Annotated in this window: 25 protein-coding genes; 6 read left to right on the top strand and 19 right to left on the bottom strand. The window is 70.0% G+C overall.

The window, feature by feature from the left end:
* Positions 1-5: 5 nt before the first annotated feature.
* The 5 genes from AC4GYY_RS12635 to AC4GYY_RS12615 are packed head-to-tail and all read right to left on the bottom strand — an operon-like array spanning position 6 to position 3952.
* Positions 6-452 carry an SgcJ/EcaC family oxidoreductase gene (locus AC4GYY_RS12635; RefSeq protein ID WP_491120945.1) on the bottom strand — a complete coding sequence of 149 codons (447 nt, stop codon included), beginning with the start codon at positions 450-452 and terminating at the stop codon, positions 6-8.
* Positions 453-510: 58 nt separating this feature from the next.
* Positions 511-2106: a phytoene desaturase family protein gene (locus tag AC4GYY_RS12630; protein WP_491120944.1), complete on the bottom strand. Its 1596-nt coding sequence runs from the start codon at positions 2104-2106 to the stop codon at positions 511-513.
* Positions 2103-2453: a type II toxin-antitoxin system RelE/ParE family toxin gene (locus AC4GYY_RS12625; protein ID WP_491120943.1), complete on the bottom strand. Its 351-nt coding sequence runs from the start codon at positions 2451-2453 to the stop codon at positions 2103-2105. The genes AC4GYY_RS12630 and AC4GYY_RS12625 overlap by 4 nt, the downstream gene beginning before the upstream one ends.
* A 1-nt stretch (position 2454) precedes the next feature.
* Positions 2455-2730 (bottom strand): type II toxin-antitoxin system Phd/YefM family antitoxin, encoded by a 276-nt coding sequence (locus tag AC4GYY_RS12620; RefSeq protein WP_491120941.1) that lies wholly within the window; start codon positions 2728-2730, stop codon positions 2455-2457.
* A gap of 49 nt (positions 2731-2779) precedes the next feature.
* Positions 2780-3952: an aromatic ring-hydroxylating oxygenase subunit alpha gene (locus tag AC4GYY_RS12615; RefSeq protein WP_491120939.1), complete on the bottom strand. Its 1173-nt coding sequence runs from the start codon at positions 3950-3952 to the stop codon at positions 2780-2782.
* Between the two features lie 173 nt (positions 3953-4125).
* Here AC4GYY_RS12615 and AC4GYY_RS12610 point away from each other — a divergent pair, with 173 nt between their 5' ends.
* Together AC4GYY_RS12610 and AC4GYY_RS12605 are read left to right on the top strand one after the other, a co-directional pair.
* Positions 4126-4728 (top strand): TetR/AcrR family transcriptional regulator, encoded by a 603-nt coding sequence (locus AC4GYY_RS12610; RefSeq protein ID WP_491120938.1) that lies wholly within the window; start codon positions 4126-4128, stop codon positions 4726-4728.
* A gap of 66 nt (positions 4729-4794) precedes the next feature.
* Complete coding sequence (locus AC4GYY_RS12605; protein ID WP_491120937.1) at positions 4795-5532, top strand: CPBP family glutamic-type intramembrane protease; 738 nt, start codon at positions 4795-4797, stop codon at positions 5530-5532.
* A 3-nt stretch (positions 5533-5535) separates the two neighbouring features.
* Here AC4GYY_RS12605 and AC4GYY_RS12600 read toward each other — a convergent pair whose 3' ends face one another.
* The 5 genes from AC4GYY_RS12600 to AC4GYY_RS12580 all read right to left on the bottom strand — a co-directional run bounded on the left by AC4GYY_RS12600 (position 5536) and on the right by AC4GYY_RS12580 (position 11471).
* A complete protein-coding gene (locus AC4GYY_RS12600) occupies positions 5536-6903 on the bottom strand; it encodes a M20/M25/M40 family metallo-hydrolase (protein ID WP_491120935.1) in 1368 nt (455 codons plus the stop codon).
* A gap of 58 nt (positions 6904-6961) precedes the next feature.
* The gene (locus tag AC4GYY_RS12595) at positions 6962-7732 is read right to left on the bottom strand and encodes an SDR family oxidoreductase (protein ID WP_491120934.1); all 771 of its coding nucleotides are present in this window, start codon (positions 7730-7732) and stop codon (positions 6962-6964) included.
* Positions 7729-8916: an acyl-CoA dehydrogenase family protein gene (locus AC4GYY_RS12590; protein ID WP_491120932.1), complete on the bottom strand. Its 1188-nt coding sequence runs from the start codon at positions 8914-8916 to the stop codon at positions 7729-7731. Before AC4GYY_RS12590 ends, AC4GYY_RS12595 begins: the two co-directional genes overlap by 4 nt.
* On the bottom strand, positions 8913-9989 hold the full coding sequence (locus AC4GYY_RS12585) for an acyl-CoA dehydrogenase family protein (protein WP_491120931.1): 1077 nt from the start codon (positions 9987-9989) through the stop codon (positions 8913-8915). The genes AC4GYY_RS12590 and AC4GYY_RS12585 overlap by 4 nt, the downstream gene beginning before the upstream one ends.
* 156 nt (positions 9990-10145) lie before the next feature.
* Positions 10146-11471: a flavin-containing monooxygenase gene (locus AC4GYY_RS12580; protein ID WP_491120930.1), complete on the bottom strand. Its 1326-nt coding sequence runs from the start codon at positions 11469-11471 to the stop codon at positions 10146-10148.
* A gap of 99 nt (positions 11472-11570) precedes the next feature.
* Here AC4GYY_RS12580 and budC point away from each other — a divergent pair, with 99 nt between their 5' ends.
* Genes budC through AC4GYY_RS12565 form a run of 3 tightly spaced genes read left to right on the top strand, consistent with a single transcriptional unit; the run spans position 11571 to position 13553 of the window.
* The gene (budC, locus tag AC4GYY_RS12575; protein ID WP_491120929.1) at positions 11571-12344 is read left to right on the top strand and encodes a meso-2,3-butanediol dehydrogenase; all 774 of its coding nucleotides are present in this window, start codon (positions 11571-11573) and stop codon (positions 12342-12344) included.
* A 13-nt stretch (positions 12345-12357) separates the two neighbouring features.
* Positions 12358-12666, top strand: a complete 309-nt coding sequence (locus AC4GYY_RS12570) for an EthD family reductase (RefSeq protein ID WP_491120928.1) — start codon at positions 12358-12360, stop codon at positions 12664-12666.
* Positions 12663-13553, top strand: a complete 891-nt coding sequence (locus AC4GYY_RS12565) for an alpha/beta fold hydrolase (RefSeq protein WP_491120927.1) — start codon at positions 12663-12665, stop codon at positions 13551-13553. Before AC4GYY_RS12570 ends, AC4GYY_RS12565 begins: the two co-directional genes overlap by 4 nt.
* A gap of 27 nt (positions 13554-13580) precedes the next feature.
* Here AC4GYY_RS12565 and AC4GYY_RS12560 read toward each other — a convergent pair whose 3' ends face one another.
* The 9 genes from AC4GYY_RS12560 to AC4GYY_RS12520 form a co-directional block, all read right to left on the bottom strand.
* The gene (locus AC4GYY_RS12560; RefSeq protein WP_491120926.1) at positions 13581-14657 is read right to left on the bottom strand and encodes a phosphotransferase; all 1077 of its coding nucleotides are present in this window, start codon (positions 14655-14657) and stop codon (positions 13581-13583) included.
* Entirely contained in the window at positions 14654-15397 is a 744-nt protein-coding gene (locus AC4GYY_RS12555) for an SDR family NAD(P)-dependent oxidoreductase (RefSeq protein ID WP_491120925.1), read from the bottom strand. Before AC4GYY_RS12555 ends, AC4GYY_RS12560 begins: the two co-directional genes overlap by 4 nt.
* Before the next feature lie 55 nt (positions 15398-15452).
* Positions 15453-16262 carry a lysophospholipid acyltransferase family protein gene (locus tag AC4GYY_RS12550; protein WP_491120924.1) on the bottom strand — a complete coding sequence of 270 codons (810 nt, stop codon included), beginning with the start codon at positions 16260-16262 and terminating at the stop codon, positions 15453-15455.
* A gap of 4 nt (positions 16263-16266) precedes the next feature.
* Positions 16267-16686 carry a Fur family transcriptional regulator gene (locus tag AC4GYY_RS12545; protein WP_491120923.1) on the bottom strand — a complete coding sequence of 140 codons (420 nt, stop codon included), beginning with the start codon at positions 16684-16686 and terminating at the stop codon, positions 16267-16269.
* A 75-nt stretch (positions 16687-16761) separates the two neighbouring features.
* The gene (gene rimI, locus AC4GYY_RS12540; RefSeq protein ID WP_491120922.1) at positions 16762-17235 is read right to left on the bottom strand and encodes a ribosomal protein S18-alanine N-acetyltransferase; all 474 of its coding nucleotides are present in this window, start codon (positions 17233-17235) and stop codon (positions 16762-16764) included.
* Complete coding sequence (gene tsaB / locus AC4GYY_RS12535) at positions 17232-17858, bottom strand: tRNA (adenosine(37)-N6)-threonylcarbamoyltransferase complex dimerization subunit type 1 TsaB (RefSeq protein WP_491120921.1); 627 nt, start codon at positions 17856-17858, stop codon at positions 17232-17234. Before tsaB ends, rimI begins: the two co-directional genes overlap by 4 nt.
* Positions 17859-17894: 36 nt before the next feature.
* The gene (locus AC4GYY_RS12530; protein WP_491120920.1) at positions 17895-18488 is read right to left on the bottom strand and encodes a malonic semialdehyde reductase; all 594 of its coding nucleotides are present in this window, start codon (positions 18486-18488) and stop codon (positions 17895-17897) included.
* The gene (locus AC4GYY_RS12525; protein ID WP_491120919.1) at positions 18488-19057 is read right to left on the bottom strand and encodes a NifU family protein; all 570 of its coding nucleotides are present in this window, start codon (positions 19055-19057) and stop codon (positions 18488-18490) included. The genes AC4GYY_RS12530 and AC4GYY_RS12525 overlap by 1 nt, the downstream gene beginning before the upstream one ends.
* A gap of 31 nt (positions 19058-19088) precedes the next feature.
* Positions 19089-19802, bottom strand: coding sequence for an aspartyl/asparaginyl beta-hydroxylase domain-containing protein (locus tag AC4GYY_RS12520; RefSeq protein WP_491120918.1), 714 nt, complete (start codon positions 19800-19802; stop codon positions 19089-19091).
* A 129-nt stretch (positions 19803-19931) separates the two neighbouring features.
* Between AC4GYY_RS12520 and AC4GYY_RS12515 the strand changes: the two genes are divergently transcribed.
* Entirely contained in the window at positions 19932-22826 is a 2895-nt protein-coding gene (locus AC4GYY_RS12515; RefSeq protein ID WP_491120916.1) for a M16 family metallopeptidase, read from the top strand.
* The last annotated feature ends 18 nt before the right edge of the window (positions 22827-22844 follow it).

Raw genomic sequence — 22844 nt, 5'->3', positions numbered from 1 at the left:
CGGATTTAGTCCGGCAACGTCGCGCCCGGGCGCACGGCGACGTTGGTATAGGCGGCGACCCACCACCCGCCGTCGCGCCGCACGATCAGCTGCGACGGGCGCAGGTGGATGACGCCCTCGATCGGCACGACGCTGGGCGGCGCCTGGATGGCGCCGTCGATCTTCACGTAGGTGTTGACGAGCGCCACGTCGGGTGTCGGCGTCACGACGTGTTCGATCGCCTGGCGAAGCCGCGTGTCGCGGTACAGCGAGGCGAAGATGCGCTCGTGCTGCGCGACGAACTCGTCCTTGCCGACGGAGAACATGCCGACCACGTTGGTGAAGACGATGTCCGGCAGCGCGCGCGCGGCGAACGCGGCGGCGTCGTTGCTCTGCCAGGCGATCGCCTGCTCGGTGAGCAGCGCAGTGATCGCGGCCGCCAGATCGGGATCGAGGGTCGAGGGGTCCGCCATCGCGTCAACTCCGGTTCGTGGTCGTGCCCGACTGACCGCGCGCGCCCGGGATTGCAAGTCAGCCGAACAGCCGCCCGACGATCGACCGGTCGCGCAGGATCTCGTGCGCGGCGTTGTGCCCCGGTGCGCCGGTGACGCCGCCGCCGGGATGCGCGCCCGAGCCGCACATGTAGAGGCCCGTGACCGGGCTGCGGTAATCGCCGTGACCGAGCACGGGGCGCGCCGCCCAGAGCTGGTCGAGCCCCATCGTCCCGTGGAAGATGTCGCCGCCGATCAGCCCGAACTTGCGTTCGAGATCGAGCGGCGAGTGAACCTGACGCGCGATCACGCTCGCCTTGAAGTTGGGGGCGTGAGCGTCGACCGTGTCGATGATCAGGTCGGCCACCTCGTCGCGGTGCGCGTCCCAGTCGACCTTGGGATCGAACTGCTGGCAGAACAGGCTGGCGATGTGCTGGCCCGGCGGGGCGAGCGTATCGTCGACCGTCGTCGGCAGCTTCATCTCGACAATCGGCTTCTTCGACCAGCCGTGCTGCTGCGCGTCGATGAAGGCCTGGTCCATATAGTACATGCCGGGCGCGATGATGATGCCGGCGGTGTGGTGCTCGGCCTTGTCCTTGCCGCGCAGCACGGTGAAGTCCGGGAGCTCGCTGAGCGCCACGTTCATCCGGAAGGTGCCCGAGCCGGTCTTGAACGACTGCATCCGCTTGTTGAAATCGGCGGGCAGGTCGCTCGCGTCGACCATCTGGCGATAGAGGAGCGCGGGGCCGACATTGGCGGCGACGATCCTCGCGGCGATCTCCTCGCCCGAGTCGAGGCGGACGCCCGCGGCCTTGCCGCCGTCGACCAGCACCTTCGCGACCGGCGCGTCGAGGCTGATCTCGACCCCGGCGTCGAGGCACGCCGCCGCCATCGCCTGGGTGATCGCCCCCATGCCGCCGACCGAATGGCCCCAGGCGCCGTACTTCCCGTTCACCTCGCCGAAGACGTGGTGGAGGAGGACATAGGCGCTGCCCGGGGTCGAGACGCCGGCGTAATTGCCGACCACCGCGTCGAACGCGAAGGCGGACTGGACGTGATCGTCCTCGAACCAGGCCTCGAGGAAATCGCGCGCCGACTTGGTGAAGACGTCGAGCAGGTCGCGCTGGGTGTCGATCCCGAGCTTCGCCATCGGCCAGCCCTGCGCCCCCGCGGCGATCATCGCGCGCAGCCCGCCGCCGACGTTGGGCGGGGTTTTGAGCGCGAGGTCGCGCAAGACCTGCGCGACCTTCTCCAGTGCGGCGTCATAAGCGGGGTAGGCGTCGGCGTCCTTCTGGGAGAAGCGCGCGAACTCCGCCTGGGTGCGTGCCGTGCCGCCGCCGAGCTTCAGGTAGGTGTCCTCGAACGGGAAAAAGTTGCTGATCGTCCGCTCGATGATGCGGAAGCCCCGGTCGTGGAGCTTCATGTCCGCGATCACCTTGGGGCGCAGCAGCGACACGGTGTAGCTCGCGGTCGAGTTGCGGAAGCCGGGGTGGAACTCCTCCGTCACCGCCGCGCCGCCGACGACGTGACGGCGTTCGAGCACGCGGACCTTCAGCCCCGCGCGGGCGAGGTAGAAGGCGCAGACGAGGCCGTTGTGGCCACCGCCGATGATGATGGCGTCGTAGGATTGGGTCATGGTTCGGCGGTCTTCCGGCTGTCGATGAGGCGCTGCGCGAGAAGCGCCGGGATGTCGCGTCGACCGTCGGCCAGCAGCAGCACGATCACGCCGCTGCCCTCGATTTCGTAGAACAGGCGGTATGGCGACAGGGCCAGTTGGCGCACTTCGGAGAACTGAAGTCCTTCCAGCTCCTTCGGGATGTTGCCGCGTCGAGGGAAGGTTTCGAGCGCGTCGATACGATCCTGGAACGTGTCGACAAGGCGACGGGCGGCGTCTGTCGCTCCTTCGCCGATCAGATAGTCCGTGATCGCGTGGAGATCCTCGACGACGAACGGGCTCAGATCGACGGTGAAGCCGGCCGCCATGTCAGGCCTTGTCGATCTTCGCGCGAAGCTCGTTCAAGACCTCGCGCGCTGGCCGCGTGCCCTTGGTGGCGACGCTCTGCCGGGAGAGCGCCAGCAACTGCAACAGCGCCAGCGTCTCCTCGCGCTCCTCATAGGACTTCACGTCTTGGAGCACCGCGGTGGCGCGGCCGTTCTGGGTGATGATGACCGCGTTGCGGGTCTCCGCAATGTCCTCGATGATCCCGGCGGCGTTGGCCTTGAGGTCGGTGATGGGCTTGATCTGAGTCGAGTAGCGCATGGTGAGTCTCCGGACCGAATTCGATCACAATATAGTCAGAAGACGGATGCTAGTCCACGATCCGCACTCGCCGCGACCAGCCCTGCGCAGGCGCGCGGTGGAGTCGCGCCTCGGGGATGCGCTGGCGGATCTTGGCGGCGAACGAACGCAGGCACACCTCGCTCGCGCCGATCGGGCCGGCGGTGTAGCTCGTGCTCGCCATGCCCTGCTGGACGCGCTCGATCAGCCAGGTGTCCTCGGCGTTGACGACGCGGTTGATCCGCCAGTTGGCGTAGCGGACCAGCTTCATCTCGCGTCGGTCGTCGGGGAGCGCGAAGGCCATCTCGCGCAGCACGCAGCTGGTCGGGCCGGTCGGCAGCCACTGCATGAAGTCGATCTGATCGGCGTAGAGATCGAACGCCATGTTCGGCCAGAGCTTGTAGTAGAGCCACAGCCGCTGGTGCGTGTCGGGCAGGTGATCGACCCGCGGCAGGTGACGCTGGTAGAAGGCCTCCCACGGGTTCGCCGAAGTGCGGTCGGCGAGGTAGCCCGACATCTTGTCGACGTAAGGCTGCGCCTCGATCGCATAGCTTTTTCCGAAGAGCCGGGTCAGCCCGTCGTGGGCGACGGGGATGTGGAGGTTGTCCGAATAATTGTCGCCGACGTTCTTCCAGTTGACCGCGCGGTCGCGGAGGCGGACGTCGCCGATGCAGCGCATGTCCTCGACGCGATACGGCGCGACCTCGGCGTCGTAGGGCGCCATCATCTGCGCCGGGGTCGGACCGCCGTCGTCCTCCAGCCGGACGAAGACGAAGCCGCGCCAGATCGAGACCTCGACGGGGACGAGCCCGTTGTCCTCGAGCCGGAGCGCGGGATAGTCGCGGCGCATCGGGACGCCGGAGAGGCGGCCGTCGAGCTCGTAGGTCCAGGCGTGATAGGGGCAGACGAGCTTTCTCGCGCACCCGCTCGGCCCCTCGACGATGCGCATCGCGCGGTGCCGGCAGACGTTGTGGAAGGCGCGGATCGCGTCGTCGCTGCGGACGACAACGACATTCTCGCCGAGATACGCGAGCGTGCGATAATCGCCGGGGGCGGCGAGGTCGCTTTGGTGGCAGACGATCTGCCATGACGGGCGGATCACCCGCTCCATCTCGACCGCGTAGAACTCCGGGTCGGTGTAGAGCCAGCCGGGGAGCGACCAGTCGGCGTCGGGGTCGGCGAGCGGCTGGGCGAGGGTGGCCATCGGAGGCTCCGGCAGAGGCTTGTTGCACGAATGTATAACGAGAGATCGCCCGACACAATCCGTCATGCCGGACTTGTTCCGGCATCCACCGCGGTTCTACGTGATCGGATCAATGGTTGAGCGGCGGCCTGGGACGACGGTGGACCCCGGCACAAGGCCGGGGTGACGGATACGTGGACAAGCCCGCCTTCACCCGCACCCACCCCGACACCCGCCGCCTCCTGCTGATCGAGGCGACCACCCGCGTCCTCGCGCGCGACGGCGCGGGCGGCGCCTCGGTCCGCGCGATCGCCGCCGAGGCGCAGGTTTCCCCCGGGCTCGTCACCCACCACTTCGGCAGCGTCGATGCGCTGATCGCCGGCACCTACGCCCAGGTCGACGCCGAGGTCGCTGCGGCGCTCGACGCCGCGGTGGAGCAAGCCGGCGACGATCCGCGAACGCGGCTGTCCGCCTATGTCGCCGCCAGCTTCGCCCCGCCGATCGGCAGCCGCGATCTGCTCGCGACCTGGATCGCCTTCTGGAGCCTCGTCATTGCCCGGCCGGAGATCGCCGCGCTTCACGACGCCGGCTACGCCCGCTTCCGCGCCCGGCTGGAGGCGCTGCTGGCCGACTGCGGGCTGCCGCAAGCGGAGCGCCGCCGCGCCGCCATCGCCATCACCGCTTTGGTCGACGGGCTGTGGCTGGAGCTATGCCTGTCGCCGGGGGTGCTGACGGCAGGGGAGGCGCAAGCGATCGTGGCGGCGCAGATCGGGCGCGTCTTCGACAAGGGCTGCTGATCCGGTCGGCGCTGATGGCGCCCGGCCGCGCGGTATATCATCGTTGGAATCTTCGCGGAGGCTCGAATGCGACACTGGCAAGTGCTGCTCATCGCGGGTGGGATCGGGGTGGCGTCGCTGCTGCTTGTGCCGTTCGAAGCGCTGATCCCCCGGCCGATCCCGCCGATGGCGTTGCGCCTGCTTGCCTGCATCCAGCCGGCACTGCTGGTCGCGGCAGCGGTGCTGGTCGGAGAGCGGACGGCGGGGCGGGTCCGGCTCGGCGCACCGCTGATCGACGCCTGGCTCCGTGGCGGCGGCCTCGGCGAAATCGTGCGTCGTCAGCTGCCCGTCGCTCTCGTCGTCGGACTCGTGGTGGCGCTGATCCTTGTCGGATACGAACGTACGATCGGGCGGCAGCTTCTGGCCAGCGCCGGGGCGCTGGGGCGGCTCGCGGCGTTCGACCTGCCGCTTGCGACCAAGCTCCTCTACGGTGGCCTCGGAGAGGAACTGATCGCTCGCTGGGGGCTGGTGTCAGTGCTCGCTTGGGCCGGTTGGCGGCTTGCTGGGCGTCCGTCGCGACCGCCTGCGGCGGCGCTGATCGCCGCGGTCGTGTTGGCGGCGCTGGCCTTCGCCGTTGGGCACCTGCCGCTCCTATTTCTTGTTGCTCCGGGAGCTTCCCCTGGAATCGTCGTGGCGGTGCTCGCCGGCAATATGGTCCCGGGGCTGCTCTTCGGCTGGCTTTACGTTTGCTTTGGGCTCGAGGCGGCGATGCTCGCGCATATGAGCGCGCACCTGATCGCCGCCATCGCCATGACGATGATCTGATCCTTATTTCGTCAGGTCGGTCACCAGCAAGCGGTAATAACGCACCGCCAGCGGGACGTTGTCGATCGGGGTGCGCTCGTTGAGCCCGTGGCTGAAGTCGTCTGATTCCTTGATGAAGGTCGGCGATACGCCGTAGCTCGGCACGCCCGCGGCGCGGAAGTGCATCGAGTCGCTCGCGCCCGCCGACATCGCCGGGAAGATCGGCACGCCGGGGCGCACGGCGGCCAGCGCCTTCTTGACCGCGCCCATCAGATCGGGGCGGAGCGGTGAGCCTTCGGTGGGGTTCGAACCCTCGGACACGTCGGTGAACGTCACCGCCGGATTGTCGGCCACCCGCCCCAATTCGGCCATCACCGCCGCGGGCTTCACGCCGGGGAAGATGCGGCAGTTGATGTTCGCGGTCGCGCGTTGGGGGAGCGCGTTGAGGGCGTGGCCGCCCGAGATCATCGTCGAGACGCAGGTCGTGCCGATCTGGCCGACATAGGCCGGCGAGGCGGCGAGTGTCTCAATCGCCTTCTCGTCCTTGGGGTTCGCCGCGAACGCCTTCATCGCCGCGCCGAGCGCGGGCGTCTGGCGCGGGGCGACGCCCTCGAAATAGGCCTTGGTGATCGGCGAGAGCTGGGGGGTGAAGCGATAATGCCCGATCTTGACCAAAGCCGCCGCGAGAGTGTCGATCGCGTTCGCGCCCTGGCGCGGCGCGGAGGAATGGCCGCCGGGGCTCGTGACCTCCAGCTTGAAGTCGGCATAGGTCTTCTCCGCCGCGCCGACGGTGAAATAGGCGGGCTTGCCGCCTTCATCGAGCAGCCCGCCGCCGCCGTCGATGTTGAGCACCATCTCGCCGCCCTTGAGCTGCGCCGCCAGCATGGCGGAGGTCTTCATCGTCGTCTCCTCGTCGCCGGAAAAGGCGAGGACGATGGTGCGCTTCGGCTGGTAACCGCCGCGCTTCATGTCGAGGAGCGTCGCCACCACCATCGCCGCGTCGAGCTTCATGTCGGTCGCGCCGCGACCGTAGAGATAGCCGTTCTCGACCACCGGGGTGAAGGGATCGCGCTGCCAGTCGGCGGGCTTGGCCTCGACCACGTCGATGTGGCCGGAAAAGATCAGCGGCGGCAGTTTCGGGTCGCTCCCCGGCCAGCGCGCGAGCAGATAGGCGGTGTCGTCGACCGGGGTGACGGTGACGTCGGTGATCCCGCCCTTGACCAGCACCTCCTTCAGATACCCCTGCGCCTGCGGGGTCTGGTTGCCCGCGCCCTGGACCGAGCGGAAGGCGATCAGGCGCCTGGCGATGTCCATCGTCTCGGCGTCGGCGCGGGTCTGCGATGCGGCGGGGGTGGCGAGCGCGAGGGCGAGGAGCGGCAGGACGAGCTTCATCGGCGACCTTTCTGGGAAACGTTGTCGCATCATTCTCCGTCCGCCCCGGTTCGGCAAGCTACTCCGCGAACGCCGCCTTCAGCCGCTTGCGCAGCCGCCCGGGCAGGAAGCGCTTGGCGAACAGCGCCTGCCGGCCCGCCTTGCCGACGATATATTCGCGCTCGGACCCGTGCGCGGCCTGCCAGATCGTCTCCGCGGCCTCGTCGACGGTATAGACGGGGGACTCGCCGATCGCGTCGCGGATCGTGCGGTTGGTGCCCGACGAGCCGGCGTCGAGGATCGGCGTCTCGACGAAGAAGGGCATGACGCAGGCGACGGCGACGCCGTGCCGGGTGAACTCGGCGTCGAGCGCTTCGGACAGACCGCGCACCGCGAACTTGGTCGCGGAATAGACCGCCAGCCCCGGCGAGCCGACGATGCCGGCGACCGAGGCGATGTTGATCAGCCGGCTGCCGCGATTGGCCTTCAGATGCGGGAGCGCGGCGTGGACGCCGTTGAGCACGCCCTTGATGTTGATGTCGATCTGGAGATCGCCTTCCTCGGGCGAGACCTCCTCGAACAGTCCGTAACGGGCGATCCCGGCGTTGTTCAGGAGCACGTCCAGCTTGCCCGCCCGCGACACGAAGGCCGCGAGTGCCGCCTGCCACTGCACCCGGTCGCGGACGTCGAGCGGGGCGGTGAAGCACGAGAGCTCGTCGGCGACGCGGCGCATCCCGGCAGCGTCGATGTCGCCGACGCCGACGGTCCAGCCCTCTCGCGCGAAGCGGCGCGCGGCGGCAAGGCCGATGCCCGACGCGCCCCCTGTGATGAAGATGCAGCGCTTCGTCATCCTGCCTTGACCTCCCGGAACGGCATCGTCCGATCCACCTCCGGCTCCTTCGGCAATCCCAGCACGCGCTCGCCGATGATGGTGCGCTGGATCTGGTCGGTGCCGCCGCCGATCGAGGTGAAATAGGCGTTGAGCGCGAGGAAGTTGGCGTCCTCGCCCCGCGGATGCTCGGGACCTTCGAGCAGGCTCTCGGGGCCGAGCAGCATCGTGCGCACGCGGGCCTCCTCGTGAAGGATGCGGCTCATCGCCAATTTGCCGAGCGACATGATCGAGGACGACGTGCCGTGCGCCAGCTCGGCCTTGGCGCGCGCGTTGTTGAGCGCGTTGAGCGCGCGCCACGCGATCACCTGCGCGATGTCCTGGCGCACCACAGGGTCGCCGAGCCGCCCCGCCTCGCGCGCCAGCCCGATCAGCGAGGCGTCGCCCTTCGGCCCGCCCGCGCCCGAGCGGGGGCCGCGCGCGCGGTCGCCCATCACCGAGCGTTCGTAGGCGAGCGCGGTCTGGAGGACGCCCCAGCCGCCGTTCAGGGGGCCGAGCAGGTTCGCCTCGGGCACGAACGCCTCGTCGAGGAATACCTCGTTGAAATGCCGCTCGTCGGTGATCTGGTGGAGCGGGCGGACGGTGACGCCCGGCTGGTCCATCGGCAGGAAGAAGAAGCTGATGCCGCGGTGCTTGGGCGCATCCCAATCGGTGCGCGCGATCAGCATCCCGAAATCGGCGACCGCCGCGCCGCTGGTCCACACCTTCTGCCCGGTGACGCGCCAGCCGCCGTCCACCTTGTCGGCGCGGGTGCGAACCGCGGCGAGGTCCGAACCCGCGCCGGGCTCCGAATAGAGCAGGCACATGCCGACTTCGCCCGCGAGCAGCTGCAGGACGATCTCGCGCTTGAAGCCGTCGGTCGCGTGGGCGAGCGCGGTGTTGGCCCAGAGGTTGCTCCGGTCCTGCCCTGCGCCGGGGGCGCCGGCGTCGGCGAAGGCGCGCTCGACGATCTTCGCCTGCGCGTCGGAAAGGTCGCGACCGTACCAGTCGGACGGCCAGCGCGGGACGGCCCAGCCGGCATCGCGGACCTTGGCGAGCCATTCGGCGCGCGGGTCGCGGCCGAACGATTCGTGGTGTGCGGGGAGCCCGGTCCAATGCGCGGCGAGCCAGGCCTCGACTTCGGCGCGGAGCTCGTCGTCGGTCATGCCGCTGCCTCCAGCGCCCGGACGTAGCGTTCGCGCCAGTGCGCCGGGTCGCCGTAGAGCTGCGCGGCCGAGCGCGCGCGACGCAGGTAGAGGTGCGCGGGATGGTCCCAGGTGAAGGCGATGCCGCCGTGCATCTGGACCGCGTCCTTGGCGACTCGGACGTAAGCGTCGGCGCAGGCGAAGGCGGCGAGGGCGACCGCGGCGTCCTTGCCGGGCGCGTCCTGGGCGAGCTGACGGGCGGCGTCGCGCGCGGCGCTGGTCGCGCTCTCGACTTCGAGCAGCAGGTCGGCGGCCATGTGCTTGATCGCCTGAAAGCTGCCGATGGCGCGGCCGAACTGATGGCGGGTGCGGGCGTAGTCGACCGTCATGTCGAAGATGCGGCGCGCGCCGCCGGCCTGCTCGCCGGCGAGCGCGACCAAAGCGAGGTCGAGCGCCGGAGCGACGTTGGCGGCGTCGGCGATCTGCCGTGCCGGCAGGTCGATCGCGACGTCGGCCAGGCGGCGGGTGCGGTCGAAGGTCGGGAGCGTGGTGATGTGGATGTCGTCGCGCGCCACCGCGAACACGCCCGCGTCGTGCGCGATCAGGATCGTGTCCGCGATTTCGGCGTCGGGGACGAAGCGGAGCGTCCCGGCGAGCCGGCCGCCGCTCACGGCGAGCGTACTGCGTCCGGTCCAGTCGTACGATCCGGCAAAGGCGACCGCGGCAATGCGGCCGCCGCCGGCGATGTCGTGCGCGAGCGGTCCATCGCAGCTTTCGAGCAGCCGCGAGGCGATGGTGGCGGAGAGAAGCGGGGCGGGGAGGAGCGCCGCGCCGGCTTCCTCCATCACCAGTTCCAGTTCGATGGCGGAAAGGCCCGCGCCGCCGTGCGCTTCGGACGCGACGAGGCCCGTCAGCCCGAGGTCGGCGAGCGCGCGCCACAGGTCGGGATCGTGCCGGGACTCGCTTGCCATGATCCGCCGGACGTCGGCCTCGGCGCAGCGATCGGCCAGCACGCGACGCACCGTGTCGAGCAGCGCGGCGCGATCGTCGGCGGCAAGGCCTGTGGCCGGGGGGCGTGCGAGCGTGTCAGTCACCGCTCGGCTCGCATCCGCACGGATTGGCGTGAGCCTCAGGCCTCCAACTCTCCACCGTTCGTGCCGTGCGAAGGCGGGACACCCCGCGGCTGCCCGTGGACGCTGTCCCTCGACTTCGCTCGTAACGAACGGGGAGGCCCAAGGAGCGACGACGCCTCACGCCGCCTTCCGGCTGATGCCCGCCTTCGCGCGGCGCTCGCCCTTGGCGATCTCCTTCTTCAGGTCGGCGACGTAACGGTTGAAGTCGACCTGGATCGTGTGGCGGGTCGACTGGTAATAGTCGCCCAGCTCGGTCGCCTCGTCCTCGGCGGTGATCCGGCGCATGTCCTCGACCGAGGGCAGCGCGTAGCGCCCGGCGAGGAAGCCGCCCGCGAGTTTCGACTGCTGCTCGGCGAAATTGACGAGCGTCGGCAGCGGCTGGGCGAGGCCCATGAAGAACAGGTCGTCGATGCCGGGAATGACCATCCGCTTGAACAACGGGAAGCGGTTGTCCTTGTCGGGCTTGAGCGCGGGATCGTCGAAGAAGGGGAAGCTGATCTTGTACCCCGTCGCATAGACGATCGCGTCGACGTGCTCGACGCTGTCGTCCTCGAAGCGGACGTTGGGTCCTTCGAACGCCTTGATGTTCGGCTTGAACTTGATGTCGCCGCAGCTGGCGCGAGTGAGGAACTCGCCCGAGACCGACGGGTGCGCGTCGAGCGGCTCATGGTCTGGTGTGGGGAGGCCGTAATCCTCCATTCGTCCGACCATCTTCTTGATCATGCGGCGGGCGAGCGCCTTGCCGAGCTTGCGCGGCATCCAGGTCGGCAGCGCGGATTTGTCCATGGGCTTGCCGCCCGCCATCTTGGGAAGGACCCAGACGCCGCGCCGCGCCGCGACCCACAGATTGGCGGCGAGGTGGCGCTGCGACAGCTCGCTGGCGATGTCCATGGCGCTGTTGCCCATGCCGACGACGACCACGTTCTTGCCCCGCAGATCGACCGGATCATAGGGATCGCGGTAGTCGTGCGCGTGGAAGTGCGGGCCGTCGAACGTGCCCGGATAGTCCGGGATCTTGGGGTCCCAATGGTGGCCGTTGCAGACGAAGAGCACGTCGTAGGCGCGGGTCTCGCCGGTCGAGATCGTCACGTCCCAGCCGCCGCCTGCGCGGCGCGTCGCCTTGGTCACCGCGGTGCCGAAGGTGATCTTCTCGCGCAGGCCGAAATGGGCGACGTAATCCTTGAAATACTGGAACAGCTGCGCGTGGCTGGGGAAGTCGGGCCAGCCCTCGGGCACCGGATAATCCTCGAACGCGAGCCGCCATTTCGAGGTGTCGATGTGGAGCGACTGGTAGCAGGCCGACTTGCCGTTGGGGTTCTTGTAATACCAGTTGCCGCCGATCTCGTCGGACATCTCGAAGCAATCGAAGGCGATGCCTTCGTCCTGCAGCCGCTTGGCGGTCGTGAACCCCGAACAGCCTGCGCCGATGATGCATGCGCGCATCGCACTCTCCCCGCCCGGCCGCGCTTGCCGCGGCCATAACGAAAGTTATGATGCACCCGTCGGACCCGCGAATCAACCGGGCCGGCGGGGAGGATTCGCATGGCGCGCTTCGAGGGCAGGGTGGCGCTGATCACCGGCGGCGGATCGGGCATCGGCGCGGCGACCGCCCGGCTGATGGCGCGGGACGGCGCGCGCGTCGCGATCGTCGACATGAACGGCGACGCCGCGGAGGCGGTCGCGCGCGAGGTGGACGGCATGGCGATCGTCGCCGATGTCGCGAAGCGCGAGCAGGTCGACGGCTTCGTCGCCGATGCGGTGGCGCGGTTCGGGCGGCTGGACGTGCTGGTCAACAACGCCGGGGTCGGCTGCTTCGGACGCACCCCCGATCTCGACCCGGCCGAGTGGGAACGGGTGATCGCGATCGACCTCCACTCGGTCTTCTACGCCTGCCGCGCGGCGATCCCGCACATGACCAAGGCGGGTGGCGCGATCGTCAACACCGCGTCGATCTCCGGGCTGGGCGGCGATTACGGCTATACCGCGTACAATGCGGCCAAGGGCGCGGTGATCAACTACACCCGTGCGCTCGCGGTCGATCATGCGCGCGAAGGCATCCGCGTCAACGCGCTCTGCCCTGGGCTGATCGAGACTCCGCTGACCGCCGCCGCCAAGCTGATGCCGGGGCTGGAAGCAACGTGGCACGACGCGATCCCGATGGGCCGACCCGGGAGCCCTGAGGAGATGGCGGAGGTGATCGCCTTCCTCGCCTCCGACGCGGCCTCGTACATGACCGGTTCGATCGTGGTGGCCGACGGCGGACAGAACGCCTGGACCGGTCAGCCCGACGTCGCCCGCTACATTCCCCAAGCCTGAACGGAGAACAATCATGGTCACGATGACGGTCGTCTATCCCTATTCCGCCGAAACCCCGTTCGACGAGGAGTATTTCGCCAGCACCCATCTGCCGCTGTGCAAGGAGGTTTGGGGCGACGCGGTGACCGGGATGACGACGCACCACGCGCTCGCCGGCCTTTCGGGCGATCCCGCCTTCGCGACGATCGTCCAGATCGACTTCGCCTCGATGGAGGCGTTCCAGCAGGCGATGGCGCAGCCGCGCTCCGGCGAGGTCCACGCCGACGTGCCCAATTACGCGGGCGTGACGCCGACCGTGCAGCTCAGCCGGAAGGTCGGGTGACGCCGTCCTGGACGCCGCCGCCCGGCATCGCGGTGCGCGAGGTGGCGGCGAACGGGCTGACCTTCGAGGTCGCGGAAGCCGGGGAGGGGGAGCATCTCGCGCTCTGCCTCCACGGCTTCCCCGAGCTCAATTTCTCGTGGCGATATCAGATGCCGCTGCTGGCGAGCATGGGCTACCGCGTCTGGGCGCCCAATCAGCGCGGCTATGGCGCGTCGTCGCGGCCGGACGCGGTCGAGGATTATACCGCCGATAAGATCGCCGCTGACGCCGCCGCGCTGTTCGACGCGAGCGGGGCGAAGACGCTGACGCTGATCGCGCACGATTGGGGCGGGGCGATCGCCTGGCTGTTCGCGATCAACCGGCTGCGGCGGATCGAACGGCTGGTGGTGATGAACCTGCCGCACCCGCGCTGCTTCGCCGAGGCGCTCAAGCATTGGCCGCAGAAGCGGCGCAGCTGGTACATGGCGTTCTTCCAGCTGCCCTGGCTGCCCGAGCGGATGATGCTGGCGAACGACGCCGCGGCGATCCGGCGATCGTTCCGCGGCATGGCGATTGACAAGTCCCGGTTCCCGGACGAGGCGCTCGACGTCTACGCGCGGGCCGCGCGGCGCCCCGGGGCGATGACCGCGATGATCAACTGGTACCGCGCCGCCGCGCGCCACCGTGAGGGCCTGAAGCTCGCGAACGGCGGCCGTGTCGACGTGCCGACGCTGATCGTCTGGGGCGAGGCGGACGCCGCCTTGGGGCTGGAGACGCTGGACGGGACCGACCGGTTCGTGGCGGACCTGACCATCCGACGGCTGCCGGGCGTGTCGCACTGGGTGCAGCAGGAGGCGCCCGAAGCGGTGAACGCGATTTTGCAGGAGTGGCTGCCGCGGGTCAGCTGATCCTCCCCGCACGCGGGGAGGATTGTCCTACGTGCCCACCGCCGTCAGCGCGTCCGTGTCGATCGCCTGGGCGCAGCCGCCGCGCGCCATCGCCAGGAACATCGCGTCGCCGCGCTCGGTGCGCTTGGTCGCGGCGCTCGCGAAGATCGCGGTGGACACCCCCGAAAGCAGCGTCGCGCGGTAATCGTCGTAGAGTTCGTCGTACGAATAATCGCGCACGCCGTAGCCGTGCAGCGCCTCGAGATAATGCTCCAGCAACTCGCGCTCGTGCGCACGGCGCAGGTCGATCGGCAGCGCCATGCCGAGGAAATAGGCGACATCGACCGCGCCGACGCCGATCGCGGGCGACTGCCAGTCGAGCGTCACCAGCGGCACGACGCCGCCGCCGGCATCGAACAGCATGTTGTCGAGCCGGAAGTCGCCGTGCGTCAGCGTCGTGTTGCGCGGCGTCGGCGGCGGCAGGCGGCGGGCGACCAGCTCGGCATAGCGATCGCAGACCGCCATGTACTCGGGCTCGAGCACCCCGTCGTAGCGGCGGTGGAACTCGGCGATACAGGCCGGGAAGGCGTCGATGACGGCCTCGCCCGCGCCCGTGACGTTCAGGGAGGCGTGGTCCGCCAGCGTCGGGTCGTTCCAGCGCGGCCCGTGCAGCGCCGCCGCCTGCTCGACCGCGAGCCGCGCGTCGGCGAGGTCGCAGCCGGTCAGCTGGTTGCCCTGCCGCGCGGGCGAGAGGTCCTCCATCAGCAGCGCGAAGGTGCCGTCGGCAGCGTCGTAGTCGGCGAAGTGGCAGGCGGGGGTGGCGATCGCGACGGTGTGCGCGATCTCGCGGTAGAAGCCGACCTCGCGCTCGTAGAGGCCATAGGCCTTGCCCGTTTCGCGGCTCACCGGATCGGCGCTCGCGAACTTGCCGACGAACGAGGCGGGTGCGCCCTCGTCCCGGTCGTAGGCGACGGCGAAGCGGATCGAATCGCCCAGCATCCCCGCACCGACCGATCGGCGCTCGGTCACCTCCGTCACCCGCGCGTCGCGTAACACTCCGGCGGCGCGGAGCCGCGCCGTCAGCCAGGCGGCATCGACCGCCGCGGGTTCGAGCGCGGCGCTCACCGCATCCCGCCATCGCACCGCACCACCGTGCCTGTCACGAAGCCCGACGCGGGCGAAGCGAGCCAGAGCGCGGTGGTGACGATCTCCTGGGGCCGCCCAGGTCGGCCGAGCGCGTTGGGCGATGCCTCGCGCGCCTCTTCGGTCCACGCCTTCGCGATGTCGGTGAGGAAGGGGCCGGCGGCGATCGCGTTGACCCGCACCTTCGGGCCGTATTCGTGCGCGAGGCTGACGACCGTCGCGTTGAGCGCCGCCTTCGCGCCGGCATAGGGCACCACCCGCGGCGTCGGCTGGAGCGAGGCGACCGACGAGGTGGCGAGGATCGCGCCTCCGTGTCCTTCGCTCATCCGATGCGCCAGGTTCGCCATGAGGCGGAACGGACCCTTGAAGTTGAGCGACACGACGCTGTCGAACAGCGCCTCGGTCACCTCGTGGCTCGGGACCAGCGGCCCCATGCCCGCGTTGGCGACGAGGACGTCGACGTGGCCGAACTCGGCCCACGCGCGGTCGGCGAGCTCGTCCATCTCGCCCCAGCGCCCGGCGTGGGCAGGCATCGCGGCGGCGCGGCGGCCCTTTGCGCGGACCTCGCCCGCGACCGCCTCGCAAGCCTCCGCCTTGCGGCTGGAGACGATCACGTCGGCGCCGGCGTCGGCGAAGGCGAGCGCCATCTCCCGGCCGAGCCCGCGCGAGCCGCCGGTGACCAGCGCGACCTTGCCGGTCAGATCGAACAACGGATGGATCATCTCGCCTCTCCCGCGCGCGCCGGATCGCATGTCCGGACACGTCGCATAACCTTTGTTATGCGTGAGAGCGCACCTCGCACAAGCCCATCGCCGCCGCGATGCGGCGTTTGGCTTCGGCCGCGATCCCCTTGCGCCCCGTGACGTCGGCCGGGCTGAACGGTTCGAGGAAGGTGATCGTGACGGGGAAGCTCCCGCGCCGCGTCATCAGGCGCACCGCATTGTCCTTGCCCGCCTCGACGCCGAGCCAGGCGATCTCCGGCCCGGCCGCATGGAAATCGAGCCGCACCGGCTGGACCATCACGCCCGGCGGCGGCGGATCGAGCACCTGGAGGAGCGACGTGCGGAACGGCAGCAGCGACGCGCCGTCGGTCGTGGTGCCTTCGGGGAAGACGGTGACCGACCAATTCTCCGCCAGCGCCTCGCGCAGGCTCGCGATCTGCTCGGCGACGCCCAGTTTGTCCTCGCGCGAGACGAAGACCGTCTTGTTGAGCGTCGACAGCCAGCCGACCACCGGCGCGTCGCGCAGCTCCGCCTTGGCGACGAAGGCCGAGCCGCTGGCGCCGCCGATCGCGAGGATGTCGATCCAGCTGAGGTGATTGGCGATGTAGAAGACGTCGCGCTTCAACGGCTTGCCGACGCGCCGCACCCGCGCCCCGCACGCCCGTGCGCCCCAGCCCAAGAACAGCCGCGGCCACGGCGAGCCGATGCCAAGCGCGCGCCACACAAAGTGGAGCGGCACGGTGACGAGCAGCAACCCGATCAGCCACAGCGTGCGCAGGCCCAGCCGGCACCAGCCGACGATCGTCACCGGCGGCGGCCGGCCCTCGCGCGCGGCGAGCCAGGGCCTCCCGCCGTCTGCGGCCACCGCGTCAATCCTTGCGGGAGAGGCTGACCCCATAAAGCTCCATCCGGTGATCGACCAGGCGGAAGCCCAGCTTCTCGGCGATCTGCTTCTGGAGCTGTTCGAGCTCGGGATCGACGAATTCGATCACCTTGCCGGTCTCGACGTCGATCAGATGGTCGTGGTGCGCCTCGGGCGAGGGCTCGTAACGGGCGCGGCCGTCGCCGAAATCGTGGCGGTCGAGGATGCCCGCCTCCTCGAACAGCCGGACCGTGCGGTAGACGGTCGCGATCGAGATGCCGGGGTCGATCGCGGAGGCGCGGGCATAGACCTTCTCGACGTCGGGATGGTCCTCGGCCTCCGACAGCACCCGCGCGATCACGCGGCGCTGCTCGGTAATGCGCAGGCCCTTCTGGTTGCACAGGGCTTCGAGGTCGATCTTGCGCATGGAAACTCCCGGGGCCGATCCGCCATGTAATGCCGCGCGCGCCTGCGGAAAAGCGCAACCGACTCGCAAATGCGGCTACAGCGCCAGCGCGTAGCTGTGCGCGTCGTGGGCGCGACCGTCGCGGCCGCGGTAATAAGCGCGGCGCTCGCCCACCTTGCGAAATCCGGCGGCGGCGTACAGCGCGGTCGCCGGGTTGCCCGCGCGGACCTCCAGATGAAGCCGGGCGATCCCGGACCCGCGCGATTCGGCGATGACGCTGCGCAGCAGCGCCGCGCCGATCCCGCGTCGCCGAGCCTCGGGCGCGACCGCGATCAGCAGCAGCTCGGCCTCGTCCAGCACGCGGCGGGTGAGCGCGAAGCCGACCGCCGTTCCGCCGACGCGCGCAAGCAGCAGCGCGACCCCCGGCATCGCCATGGCGCCGAGCACCTGGCTGCGCGTCCAGGCCTCGCCGAAGCGCGGATCGAAGGCGGTCGCCATCACCGCGTCGACCGCGGCGGCATCGGCCGCGGCGCCGGTCGCGAGCTCGACCTGTCGGAGCAGCTGGCTCACCCCGGCAGCCCCTCGACCCGGCCCGGGGCCGGCCTTGCATCGGGCGCGCGGCCGTAGAGCGGCGAGGCGGCGAGCGTGCGGAAGGCTGCGGGAAGGAGCAGCGCATCGGCGGCATCGGGAAGCGCGTCGAGTCCCGAGGCCCCGTCGAGCCAGCGCAGCCCGTTGCCGACGGGCATCCGACCCGCCAGCGCGAGGCGCGCCGCCTCCGGCTTCAATGACGCGAGCGGATCGTCGGCGGCGAAGGGATCGGCGGAGAAGCCCTGCATGAAGACCTCGCCATGCCCACCTTCCAGCACGACGGCAAGGCGGTCCGATCCGCCCCTGGCGAACGCTCCGGCGGCGACCACCGAGGTGGCGGAATAGCCCGCCACCGGCACGCCCCAACCGAGCCCCAGCGCACGCGCCGCCGCCAGCCCGACCCTTATGCCCGTGAAGCTGCCGGGACCGACGTCGACCAGGATGGCGTCGCTCCGCCCGCCGCCGGGCAGCTCCGCGATCATCGGCACGAGCCGCTCGGCATGACCGCGGCCGACCACCTCATGGATGCGCGCGACCAGCCGGTCGTCCTCGAACAGCGCGACCGAGCAGGCGGCGGTGGCGGCGTCGATGACGAGCGTCTTCATCGGCTTCCTCTCCGCAGGGCGGAGCGGGATGTAAAGTCAGGCGATCCGGTTGAAGCGATCGAACTCGGGTCGAGGCGAGCGCGGGAAGATCGTCGCCGGGTCGCCGTGGCCGAGGGTCGAGATGAAGTTGGTGCGCACCCCCGGCTGATCGGCGAAGAACGCCTTGTCCACGGCGCCGCCGTCGAACCCGCTCATCGGCCCGGTGTCGAGCCCCAAGGCTCGGGCGGCGAGAATCAAATAGCCGCCCTGGAGCGAGGAATTGCGGAACGCCGATGCCTCGCGCAGCTCCAGATTGCCGTCGAACCAGCTCTTGGCGTCCGCGTGCGGGAACAGGTCGGGCAGATGTTCGTGGAAGTTCACGTCCATGCCCAGGATCACGCTGACGGGAGCCTTGCGGATCTTGTCCGGATTGGCGCCCGTGGCACACTCGGCGAGCCGGTGCTTCGCGTCCTGGCTGACGCACCAGATCAGCCGCGCCGGAAGCTGGTTGGCCGAGGTCGGCCCCATCTTCATGAGGTCCCAGATCGCGCGGAGCTCCTCCTCGCCGACCGGCTCGTCGGTGTAGCCGTTGTAGGTGCGGCCTTCACGGAACAGCTGGTCGAGCGCGGCGTCGGAAAGCGGCTGGGCCATCAGATCGCGCGCACTTCGGTCACTTCGGGGACGTAATAGCGCAGGAGCTGCTCGATGCCGTTCTTGAGCGTCGCCGTCGACGACGGGCAGCCCGAACAGGCGCCCTGCATCTTGAGGAAGACCTTCCCCTTGTCGAACCCGCGATAGACGATGTCGCCGCCGTCGTTCGCGACCGCCGGGCGGACGCGGGTCTCGATCAGGTCCTTGATCTGCGCGACGATGTCGGCGTCTTCCGGATCGTCGGCGAAACTCGCCTCCTCCGCCGGCACGCCGAAGTCGGCGCGGGCGCGGAACAGCGGCATCTGCGCGGTGAAATGGTCCATCAACGTCGCGATCACGTCCGGCTTGACGTCGCGCCAATCGGCCCCCGGCGCGATCGTCACCGAGACGAAGTCGCGCCCGAAGAAGACGCCGGTCACGTCGCCCAGCCCGAACAGCGTCTCCGCCAGCGGACTCGCCTCCGCCTCCTCCGGGGTGGCGAAATCGCGGGTGCCGCTTTCCATCACGGCGCGGCCGGGCAGGAACTTCAGCGTCGCCGGGTTGGGCGTGGTCTCGGTCTCGATCAACATGCGCGCGATGTGGCGCGCACGCGCCCGGCGATCAAGCGCGCGGGCGCAAACCTTTCCTTTCGCGCGCCGAACGCCGGAGCGCCAAGAGCACGAGCGCCGCCAGCCAGCAACCCGGCTGCCGCAGCGGCCGGGCGAAGCGGACCAACAGGATCGCGCGCAGGCCGGCGGCGTCGTTCCATGCCTCGTGCGGGCAAGTCTCGTCGAACACCAAGGTCTCGCCCTCGGCCCAGCGGACGGTGCGCGCGCCCAGGCGCATCCGGACGTCGCCGTCGCGTGGGACGATGAGACCGAGGTGGCAGGTGATCAGTGCCTTGGTCGCGCCGCGACGATCGGGCAGGTGGACGCCCGGCGCCATGATCGAGATCTGCGCGCTCTCGACGCCGGGGATGCGCGCGATCAGCGCCGCGGTCGCCGGGCAGCGCCGCGCATTGGCGTCGATCCGCTCGCCCGCGTCCCACAGCCGGAACGCGCGCCAGCGCCCGACCTGGGGGGCGACCGCGACCGCCTCGTCGCGGATCGTCCGCCAGTGCGCCCGCAGATCGGCGGTCCAGGGGAACAGGCGAAGGTCGATCACCGCATCGTCGGGGACGAGCGACCAGCGCGCGATCAGCGGATCGAGCGCGCGCCCGATCCACCGCAGCGCCGATCGGCCGCGTCCGCGCCGCGCCGTCGCGTCCGGCACCGGCGGCGCGGGATCGGCGACGAGAGGCGCGGGACACGGGCGGGCGAGGGTCTGGCTGGTCACGAAACGGCTTTCGATCGCGTCGCTAGCGGCGGTTCGGGTCGAAAAGGTGGCGATCTCGTGGGGTTAGCGTGGCGGGCCGATCGGCGCGGGCGGCTAGCGGCGGGGACGGCCAGCCGCTAAGGCGGCGCAATGCATCTGTCCTCGCGCGTGGCGCTGCCGCTCGTCGCCCTTCTCCTCCCGCTCGCCGTTCCCGCCGCCGGAAAGAGTCCGGCGCGCCCGACCGCCGCCGCCGCGCAGCCCGCCGCGCCCGCGGTTCCGGTCGACACCCGCCCATGGCTGTTCGAGGGTTCGGACATCCCGCCCGATCCGGCGTGGCATTTCGGCAAGCTCCCGAACGGCCTGCGCTACGCCGTCCGTCGCAACGGCGTGCCGCCGGGGCAGGTCTCGATCCGGGTGCGGATCGACGCGGGCTCGCTCTACGAGACCGACGACCAGCAGGGCTTCGCGCACCTGATCGAGCATCTGACCTTCCGCGCCTCCAAATACGTCCCCGCCGATCAGACCAAGCAGGTGTGGCAGGCGCTGGGCGCGACCTTCGGCTCGGACTCGAACGCGCAGACAGGGTTCGTCTCGACCGTCTACAAGCTCGATCTGCCCGCGATCACCGAGCCTAACCTCGACGAAAGCCTCAAGATCCTGACCGGGATGATGACCGATCCCGTCATCAGCGACGCCGGGCTCGCGTCCGAGCGGCCCGCGGTGATGGCCGAGCAGCGCGAGGCGCCGGGGCCGCAGGTCCGGTACGGCGATGCGGTGCGCGGCGTGTTCTTCGCCGGTCAGCCGATCGCCAATCGTTCGCCGATCGGCACGATCAAGACGCTTCAAGCGGCGACGCCGGCGAGCGTGCAGGCGTTCCACGACGCCTGGTACCGGCCCGAGCGGACGGTGGTGGTGCTGTCGGGCGATATCGATCCGGACACCGCGGCCAAGCTGATCGTCAAGAACTTCGGCGGGTGGACGGGCAAGGGGCCGAACCCCGCCGACCCCGATTTCGGCAAGCCCGATCCGGCCAAGCCCGCGAGCGGCGCCATCGCCGAGCCGTCGCTGCCCGCGGTGGTCGGCACCGCGATCCTGCGGCCGTGGAAGTTCAACGCCGACACGATCGAGTTCAACCAGCGCCGTCTCGCCGACTATCTGGCGACGCGGATCATCACCCGGCGGCTGATCGACCGGGCGCGCAACGGCGGCCAGTATCTCGAGGCGAGCGTCAGCCTCGACGACGTGTCGCGCTCGGTCAACGGCACCTTCGTCAACATCGTGCCGCTCGGCGACAATTGGGACGCCGCGCTCAAGGACGTGCGCGCGGTGATCGCCGACGCGCTCAAGTCCCCGCCGTCGCAGGCGGAGGTCGACCGCGAGGTGATCGATCTCGATGCGTCGATGAAGAACGAGGTCGACACCGCCCGGGTCGAGGCCGGGTCGAAACAGGCCGACGACATGGTCTCCGCGCTCGACATCCGCGAGACGGTGGCGGGGCCGACCACCTCCTACGACATCTTCCGCACCGCGCGCGAGAAGGGGTATTTCACCCCGGACACGGTGTTCGCCTCGACCAAGCGGATCTTCACCGGGGACGCGACGCGCGCCATCGTCAACACCAAGACCCCCGATCCGAACGCGGTCGCCAAGCTCGATGCGGCGCTGAAGGCCGACGTCTCGAAGCTCACCTACACCCGGCGGGCGCAGGCCAACGTCGACTTCTCGAAGCTGCCGGCGCTCGGCGCGCCCGGCGCGGTCGCCTCGCGCGAGCCGCTGCCGCAGCTCGACATGGAGAAGGTCACCTACGCCAATGGCGTGCGCCTGCTGGTTTACGCCAACAGCGGCGAATCGGGGCGGGTCTATGTCCGCGTCCGTTTCGGCAACGGCTATGCCTCGCTTCCCGCCGACCGGCCCACCCCCGCCTGGTCCGGCGACGTCGCGCTGGTGCCGAGCGGGGTCGGCTCGCTCGGGCCGGGCGATCTCGACGCGCTGACCAACGGCCGCCGGCTAGGGCTCGACTTCGACATCGGCGACGACGCCTATCAGTTCGCCGCGCTCACCTCGCCGGCCGATTACGTCGACGAGCTGCGGCTGATGGCGTCGAAGCTGGCCTTTCCCAACTGGGACCCCACTCCGATCGGGCGTGCCAAGGCGGCGACGCTGACCGGCTATGCGGGCTTCGCCTCCTCACCCACCGGGGTGCTGGGGCGCGATCTCGAAGGACTGCTGCGCGCCGGTGACAAACGATGGGAGACGCCCAGCGAGAAGCAGGTCCGCGCGCTGACGCCCGCCAGCTTCCGCAAGTTCTGGGAACCCATTCTGGCGAGCGGCCCGATCGAGGTGTCGGTGTTCGGCGACGTCAAGGTGGAGGAGGCGATCGCCGCGGTCGCGAAGACCTTCGGCGCGCTCAAGCCGCGCACGACCGCGCTGCTGCCGCCGCAGACGGTGCGCTTCCCCGCGCACGTGACGACCCCGGTGATGCGCACCCACGACGGGCCGGACAATCAGGCGGCGGCGGTGATCGCCTGGCCGACCGGGGGCGGTTCGGCCAACCTCGCCGAGAGCCGTCAGCTCGACGTCCTCGCCTCGGTGTTCAGCGACCGGCTGTTCGACCGGCTGCGCTCGGCGGCGGGGGCGAGCTACAGCCCCTATGCGCAGAGCCAGTGGCCGGTCGGGCTGGCGAACGGCGGCCGGATCATCGCGGTCGGCCAGGTCGCGCCGGAGAACGTGCCCTTGTTCTTCAGGCTCAGCCGCGAGATCGCCGCCGAACTCGTCGCGACCCCCCTCTCGCCGGACGAGCTGCGGCGCACGATCCAGCCGATGGCGCAGCGGGTGCTGCGCGTCGCGACGGGCAATCAATATTGGCTGATCCAGGTGGCGGGCGGCGCCTATGACGAGAAGCGGCTCGACGCGGCGCGCAACGTGCTGAGCGACTTCGCGCGGATGACCCCGGCGGACCTCCAGGCGCTGGCGGCGAAATACCTGAAACCCGAGACCGACTGGACGATGGCGGTGGTGCCCAAGACGGTCGCGGGAAAGAAGTAGGCCCAAGTCCCCTCCCGC

It is taken from the genome of Sphingomonas sp. SP6, assembly GCF_058313435.1.
Note: the sequence above shows the minus strand (reverse complement) of the source record. Positions and strands in the feature narration are given on the sequence as shown.